This is a genomic window from Nonomuraea cavernae (assembly GCF_014646355.1).
Taxonomy (GTDB): Bacteria; Actinomycetota; Actinomycetes; order Streptosporangiales; family Streptosporangiaceae; genus Nonomuraea; species Nonomuraea cavernae.
Genome location: NZ_BMNH01000004.1, coordinates 352,129 through 359,067, shown reverse-complemented (window position 1 = coordinate 359,067; position 6,939 = coordinate 352,129). Strand labels below are relative to the sequence as shown.

At 73.5% G+C, this 6,939-nt stretch carries 4 protein-coding genes and 1 pseudogene; 3 read left to right on the top strand and 2 right to left on the bottom strand.

Annotated elements, in window-relative coordinates:
- Positions 1-702 (bottom strand): annotated as a pseudogene (locus IEY82_RS10955) (RNA-guided endonuclease InsQ/TnpB family protein); the annotation flags it as partial.
- 116 nt (positions 703-818) lie between these two features.
- On the opposite strand from IEY82_RS10955, the gene IEY82_RS10950 reads away from it, so the two are divergent.
- Both IEY82_RS10950 and IEY82_RS10945 read left to right on the top strand, forming a co-directional pair.
- Positions 819-1,016: a hypothetical protein gene (locus tag IEY82_RS10950; RefSeq protein WP_189123909.1), complete on the top strand. Its 198-nt coding sequence runs from the start codon at positions 819-821 to the stop codon at positions 1,014-1,016.
- Between the two features lie 48 nt (positions 1,017-1,064).
- Entirely contained in the window at positions 1,065-1,940 is an 876-nt protein-coding gene (locus IEY82_RS10945; RefSeq protein ID WP_189123908.1) for an exodeoxyribonuclease III, read from the top strand.
- Positions 1,941-1,953: 13 nt separating this feature from the next.
- On the opposite strand, the gene IEY82_RS10940 is transcribed toward IEY82_RS10945, so the two are convergent.
- The gene (locus IEY82_RS10940; RefSeq protein WP_189123907.1) at positions 1,954-2,925 is read right to left on the bottom strand and encodes an FkbM family methyltransferase; all 972 of its coding nucleotides are present in this window, start codon (positions 2,923-2,925) and stop codon (positions 1,954-1,956) included.
- Between the two features lie 194 nt (positions 2,926-3,119).
- Between IEY82_RS10940 and IEY82_RS10935 the strand changes: the two genes are divergently transcribed.
- Entirely contained in the window at positions 3,120-6,890 is a 3,771-nt protein-coding gene (locus tag IEY82_RS10935; RefSeq protein WP_189123906.1) for an nSTAND1 domain-containing NTPase, read from the top strand.
- The last annotated feature ends 49 nt before the right edge of the window (positions 6,891-6,939 follow it).

The window sequence follows — 6,939 nt, the reverse complement described above, 5'->3', positions numbered from 1 at the left end:
CCCGATTGTTCGAACCCTTCTCCTTTCGGGCCAGCGCCCGCTGAGCGCGGGCCAGCTTGCGACGGTCGGCCCGTTCATGGCGGGGGTTGACGATCTTCTCCCCGGTCGACAACGTGACCAGAGCGGTGATCCCCGCATCCACTCCCACCACCTGTGCGACCGGGGGCAGCGGGGAGATCATCTCCTTGACCAGGATGGACACGAACCAGCGTCCGGCCGCGTCCTTCGACACGGTCACCGTGGACGGCTCAGCCCTCTCAGGCAGGGGCCGCGACCACACGATGTCCAGCGGCTCGTCCATCTTCGCCAACGTCAGCGAACCGTCGCGCCAGCGAAAGCCCGAACGGGTGTATTCGGCGCTCAGCCGCGACTTCTTACGGGACTTGAACACCGGGTATCCGGCCCGTTTGGCGAAGAAACCGGCGAACGCCGCCTGAAGATGACGCAACGCCTGCTGCAACGGGACGCAGGACACCGCGCCCAGAAAGCTCAACTCCTCGGCGCGCTTCCAGGCCGTCAGCGCCGCCGACGACTCCGCATAGGAGACGCCGCGGCCCTCCAGCCGGTAGGCGCGAGTGCGCTCCTCCAAGGCCTTGTTGTAGACCAAGCGGACGCAGCCGAACGTCCGGGCAAGCTCCACTGCCTGTGCCCGGGAGTCGGGTAGAAGCGGTACTTGTAGGCCCGCTTCACGATCTGCGCCACGCCGCACACCGTACCTCAAGATCCGCCAAATCTCGTACACATGTTCGATTTGATGGCATTATCCCGGCTTTCCTCCCCGCCCTGAAGGACGGGGTCTCCAGCCTTGAGGAGATTCGATGAAGGTCCGGCTCTCGCCGCTGGTGTACGTCCAGCGGCCGGAATACTGGGGCATCGAGGTCATCGGGATGCTTCCCGGCATCGGCCTACCCGCGCTGGCGCCGTACACGGAGTCGCTGCCGCTCGACAGCGTCCTCGGCACCAAGGGGATCGAGGTCATCGGCGCGGCCACCCGCGAGACCTTCGACGTCCCGTAACCCTCTCCGCACCGCGTCCCGCACGGGAAGTGGTGGCAGGCTGGAGAGATGCGCCTGGCGACGTGGAACGTCAACTCGGTCAAGGCACGGCTGCCCCGGCTGGTCGACTGGCTGGCCGGGGTCCGGCCCGACGTGGTCTGCCTGCAGGAGACGAAGTGCGCCGCCGGCGGCTTCCCCGTCGAGCAGGTGGGTGAGCTCGGATACGCCGTCGCGGCCCACGGTGACGGCCGGTGGAACGGCGTCGCGCTGCTGTCCAGAGTGGGCCTGGACGAGGTGTCGCGCGGCTTTCCCGGCGAGCCGGGCTTCGACGCGCTCGCCGACGGGGTGCCGCCGGAGTCGCCGGAGTCGCCGGAGACCGGCGCGGGCTCGACACCGCCCGAGGCGCGGGCGGGCGGCACGGGCGCGGCGCCGCCCGAGGCGCGGGCGATCGGCGCCACCTGCGGCGGGCTGCGGGTGTGGTCGTTGTACGCGCCGAACGGGCGCACGGTCGATTCGCCGCACTACCGGTACAAGCTGGCCTGGTTCGCGGCGTTCCGGGAGGCGCTGGAGAGCGAGCTGGCGACGGGGAGCCCGCTGGTGGCCTGCGGCGACTACAACGTGGCGCCGACCGACGCGGACGTCTGGGATCCCGCGCAGTTCGCCGGCTCGACCCACGTCACCCCGGCCGAGCGGCAGGCGCTGGCCGGGCTCAGGGAGCTGGGGCTGCGCGACGTGGTGCCGACGGCCATGAAGGGCCCGCACCCGTTCACCTACTGGGACTACCGGGCGGGCATGTTCCACCAGAACAAGGGCATGCGCATCGACCTCGTGTACGCCGCCGCCGGGGTCGCCGACCGGGTGCGTTCGGCGTACGTGGATCGCGAGGCCCGCAAGGGCAAGGCGCCGTCCGACCACGCGCCGATCGTCGTCGACCTCGACCTCTGACGGGGCCGGGCGTTCAGCCGAGGTCGAGGTCGTGCCACTGCCGGACGGCCTCGAGGTGGTCGGGCCGGCCGATCGCCACGAGGTTGGAGCGGTAGAGGCCGATCGCGCCGGGGCTGTCGAGCTCGGCTCGCCCGCACGGCCGCAGGACGCCGTCCAGCTCGTCCACCAGGAAGACCCACCGATAGTGGGCGAAGACGAGGTCGAGCAGTTCGCTCGCGTCGCAGCCGCAGTTCGCCTGGAGCTCGGGGTGCAGCTCGAACAGCAGCGTCGGCGAGGCGGCCAGGGCCTGGGTCGCGCCGCGCAGCACGAAGCCCTCGTAACCCTCGACGTCGATCTTGACGAGGTCGGGCGGGGTGAGGCCGCGGTCGGCGAGGTAGGCGTCGATCGACGTCATGGGCACGGTGATCGTCTCCACGGGCGTCCCGACGTTCGCCGCGGCGGCCGAGTGTTTGCCGGACTGCTCGCCCGACAGGTGCACGGTCAGCTCGCCGGGTGAGTCCCCGACGGCCATCGGTTCCACGCTCACGCGGCCGGTCAGCTCGTTGCGCTCCACGTTGCGTCGCAGGTAGGCGAGGTTCTCCGGGACCGGCTCAAAGGCGACCAGCCGGCCACCCGCCGCGACCCGCGCGGCACCGGTGCAGGCGTAGACGCCGATGTTCGCCCCGACGTCGAAGATGGAATGACTGACCGAGGCCAGCCGCTCGAAGACGCCGACCTCGAACTCCTCGTAGTAGCCCCCCGAGACCGACGGCATGATCGTGGCGTCCCACACCGGGCCGGTCAGCACCACCCCCCGGTAACGCGCCTCCATGTCCCGATCGCCGGTGGCGACGCCGAGGCGGAAGACGGCGTGGTAGATCCGGTTGACCAGGGGGAAACGCCGGACGCTGCGACCGCGCAGCAGGACGCGGGCCGGTCGGCTCCTGTTCGCCGCCCTCGCCGCGCGCATCAGCCCGATGGCGACCCTTCTCCGCACTCGCTTCATTGACATGGTCATGTTGTGCAGTTTGATCGAGTCTCCGGCGCATAGGGGCGGACAATCGAGCAAATTGTTCTCCTTTCTTGAGAATCGCCCTACCCGATAACTGCATGGCGATTCGATCACCTTGCGGGTATTTCTCACCCTGGATACGTTGAACGTCCTCCGGCTCTTCCGCAGCCGAGCAAGGGAGGGCCCGGATGGGGCGCCGTGAGTCACCCGTCGATCCCGGAGCGGGCCCGGTCCAGCGTTTCGCGTACGAACTGCGGAAGCTGCGCCGGGAGGCCGGCGGCATCACCTATCGGGAGATGGCCAGGCGGGCCGGCTACGCGGTCACCACGCTCTCCCAGGCCGCCGCCGGCGACCGGCTGGCGTCGCTTCCGGTCGTGGCCGCGTACGTGAAGGCGTGTGGCGGCGACGTCGCCGAGTGGGAGCTGCGCTGGCGGCAGGTCGCCGAGGAGATCCTGCCCGAAGCGAGCGACGAGGACGACGCCGGCTCTCCCTACCCGGGACTGGCCCGCTACGAGACGGGCGACAGCGAGCGGTTCTTCGGGCGGGACCGGCTCGTCGAGGAGCTGCTGGCGCTGGTGCGGCGGCGGCGCTTCGCGGCGCTGTTCGGCCCGTCGGGCAGCGGCAAGTCCTCGCTGTTGCGGGCCGGGCTGGTGGCCGCCGTACGGCAGGGGCGGCTCGACGAGCCCGTGCGTTCGGTCCAGGTGCTCACGCCGGGCAGGCGGCCGATGGCGGCCCACGCCGCCCGGCTGTCCGCCAGGCAGGACGCGCTGTGGGTGGTCGACCAGTTCGAGGAGCTGTTCACGCTCTGCCGGGACCCGGCCGAGCGGGCCGAGTTCATCGACCTGTTGCTGACGGCCCGCGACCCGGACAGCCGGGTGCGGGCCGTCATCGCCGTCCGGGCCGACTTCTACGGGCACTGCGCCGGGCACCGCCCGCTGACCGAGGCGCTGCGTGACGCGAACCTGCTGGTGGGGCCGATGGACCGCGACGACCTGCGGGAGGCGATCGTCAAGCCGGCCATGGCGCGGGGGCTGATCGTGGAGCGGGCGCTGACCGCCGAGGTCATCGAGGACGTGCTCGGCGAACCCGGCGGCCTGCCGCTGATGTCGCACGCGCTGCTGGAGACGTGGCGGCGCCGGCAGGGCAAGATGCTGACGCTGGAGGGTTACCGGCGGGCCGGCGGCGTGCGCGGCGCCGTCACGGCCACCGCCGAGGAGGTCTACAGCGGGCTGTCTCCCGTCCAGGCCGCGCACGCGCGGCGCATCCTGCTGCGGCTGGTCGATCCCGGCGAACGGGACACCCGGCGGCCCGCCGCGCCGGCCGAGCTCGACCCTGACGGGTCACCCGAGGCGGCCCGGGTGATCCGCCGGCTGGCCGACGCCCGGCTGCTGACGTTGCACGAGGACTCGGCCGAGATCGCGCACGAGGCGCTGATCGCCTCCTGGCCCCGGCTGCGCGGCTGGATCGAGGAGGAACGCGACCTGCTGCGCGCCCAGCGAGCGCTCACCGAGGCGGCGGCCACGTGGGACGAGCTGGGACGCGATCCCGGCGCGCTGTTCCGGGGCGCGCGCCTCGCGGCCGCCGACCGGCTGCGCTCACGGCAGGCGGAGCTGACCCCGTTGGAGCGCGACTTCCTCACCGCCTCCGCCGGGACGGCGGCCCGCCGCGGCAGGCTGGCGCGGGCCGCCGTCACCGTGCTGGTCGTGCTGAGCGTCGTGGCGTCGGCGGCGGCCGTGATCGCGGTCAACGTGGCCGGTACGGCCGAGCGCGAGCGGCGCAACGCGGAGACGCGGCGTCAGGAGATTCTGTCCAGGTACGTGACGAACGAGAGCGAGCGGCACTCCGCCACGGATCCCGTTCTCGCCGGGCTGCTGGCCGCCGCCGCGTGGCGGATCACGCCCACCGGCGAGGCCCGCCACCGGATGCTCGACACGATCGCCACCTCCCTGCGGCACGTGCTGGCCGGGCACACCGGCGACGGGGCGACGCTGTTCAGCCCGGACGGCAGGCTGCTGGCCACCGCCGACGACACCACCGTCCGGCTGTGGGAGACCGCCTCCGGACGCCTCGTCGGCGCTTTCCAGACCGGTCACATCCGGGCCGCCGCCGCGATGGCGTTCAGTCCGGACGGCCGGGTCCTGCTCACGCCGGGCCCGAAGGGGGCCGTGCTGTGGGACACCGCGACGGGCCGCCCCACGGGGCCGCCGCTGACGCGTCCGGGAGAGTCCGGCCCGGTGCCGGCGGTGGCGTTCAGCCCGGAGCGGGCGATCGCGGCCGTCGCCGGGAGCGATCACGTCCAGGTGTGGGACACCGCCTCCGGCCGCCCGATCGGCGCGGCTCTGGCCTTGCCGGACGGCGCCTACGTCAAGGCGCTGGTGTTCAGCCCGGACGGCGAACGCCTGGCCGTGGTCGGACACGACGTCCGGCTGTGGGACGTCGCCACCGGCCGCCGGATCGGCAGGCCCGTCGAGCATCCGGGCGAGCGCCAGGTGCTGGCCGTGACGTTCAGCCCGGACGGCACCACCCTGGCGACCAGCGGCGAGAACAGCACGGCCGGTCTGTGGCACACGGCCACCGGCCGGCAGATCGGCGACCTCGTCCACAGCCGCACCTTCTTCAGCGGGCCGATGGCCTTCTCCCCCGACGGCAGGCTGCTGGCCACCGCCAACGGCGACCACGCGTCGCTGTGGGACACCGGCACCGGCCGGGCGGCCGGCGAGCCGGTGAAGCACGCCCTCGCCTCGGCGGTCGCGTTCACGCCGGACGGGCACCAGCTGGCCGTGGGCGGCGTCCACGGCATCGGTTTCTGGGACGTCGCCACCCGCCGCCCGCTGGGCGCCCCGCTGGCCGTCCGCGGCACGGTCTGGGGCCTGGCGTTCAGTCCCGACGGCAGGACGCTGGCCGGTGGCGACCGTGACGGCGGGCTGCGGCTGTGGGACGCGACCGCGCTGCGGCCGGGCGGCGCCCCGCTCACCGGTCACGCCGGGCCGGTGAAGGCGCTGAGCTTCGGCCCGGACGGCGCGCGGCTGGCCACCGCCGGGCAGGACGGGAGCGTGCGGTTCTGGCACACCGCCACCCACGGGCAGGCCGGCGCCCCGGTGCCGGGCCGCACCGGCACCACGTGGAACGTCGCCTTCAGCCCGGACGGCAGGATCCTGGCCGGCGCCGAGGGGGATCGGGGTCCGCGGCTGTGGGACGTCGCCACCGGCCGCCCGGCCGCGGTCTCGCTCACCGGACACACCGGCTCGGTGGAAGCGGTCGCGTTCAGCCCCGACGGCAGGACCCTGGCCGGCGGCGGCCGGGACAAGAGCGTGCGGCTGTGGGACGTGGCCACCGGCCGCCCGCGCGGCGCGCCCCTGACCGGCGCCACCGGGACCCTGTGGGACCTCGCCTTCAGCCCCGACGGCACGACCCTGGCCGGAGCGTACGACAACGGCGTCGTGTGCCTGTGGGACGTCGCCACCGGCCGCCCGCTCGGCCCCCCGCTGGCCGGGCCGGTCGACGCGGTCACCGCGATCGCCTTCAGCCCCGACGGCGGGACCCTGGCCGGCGGGATCGTGGACGGCGACATACAGCTGTGGGACGTCGCCACCCGCCGCGCGTCCGGCGCGCCCCTGACCGGGCACACCGGCACCGTGTGGGATCTCACCTTCAGCCCCGACGGCGCGACCCTGGCCAGTGGCGGCGGCGACGGCCACCTGCGGCTGTGGGACGTGGCCACCGGCCGCCCCCTCGGCCTCCCGCTGGCCGGTCACTCCCCCTCCGTCACGGCGGTGGCCTTCGGCCCGGACGGCACGACCCTGGCCACCGGCGGCAGCGACGGCACGGCCCGGCTGTGGAACGTGGCCATGCCCGCGGAGCCGGAGCGGTCGGTCTGCGCGATCGCCGGGCGCCCCCTCACCCGGGCCGAATGGGCGCTGTACCTGCGCGGCGAGCCGTACCAGGACATCTGCCGGTGACGACCCGGAACCGGGCTCGGCTCCGCGTCAGGCTCGGGGCGCGGCTCGG

Bases quoted from the DNA above. Each gene is read 5' to 3' on its own strand.
- IEY82_RS10940 (WP_189123907.1), bottom strand. From the start codon at position 2,925: ATGAAGCGAGTGCGGAGAAGGGTCGCCATCGGGCTGATGCGCGCGGCG.
- IEY82_RS10950 (WP_189123909.1), top strand. From the start codon at position 819: ATGAAGGTCCGGCTCTCGCCGCTGGTGTACGTCCAGCGGCCGGAATAC.
- IEY82_RS10945 (WP_189123908.1), top strand. From the start codon at position 1,065: ATGCGCCTGGCGACGTGGAACGTCAACTCGGTCAAGGCACGGCTGCCC.
- IEY82_RS10935 (WP_189123906.1), top strand. From the start codon at position 3,120: ATGGGGCGCCGTGAGTCACCCGTCGATCCCGGAGCGGGCCCGGTCCAG.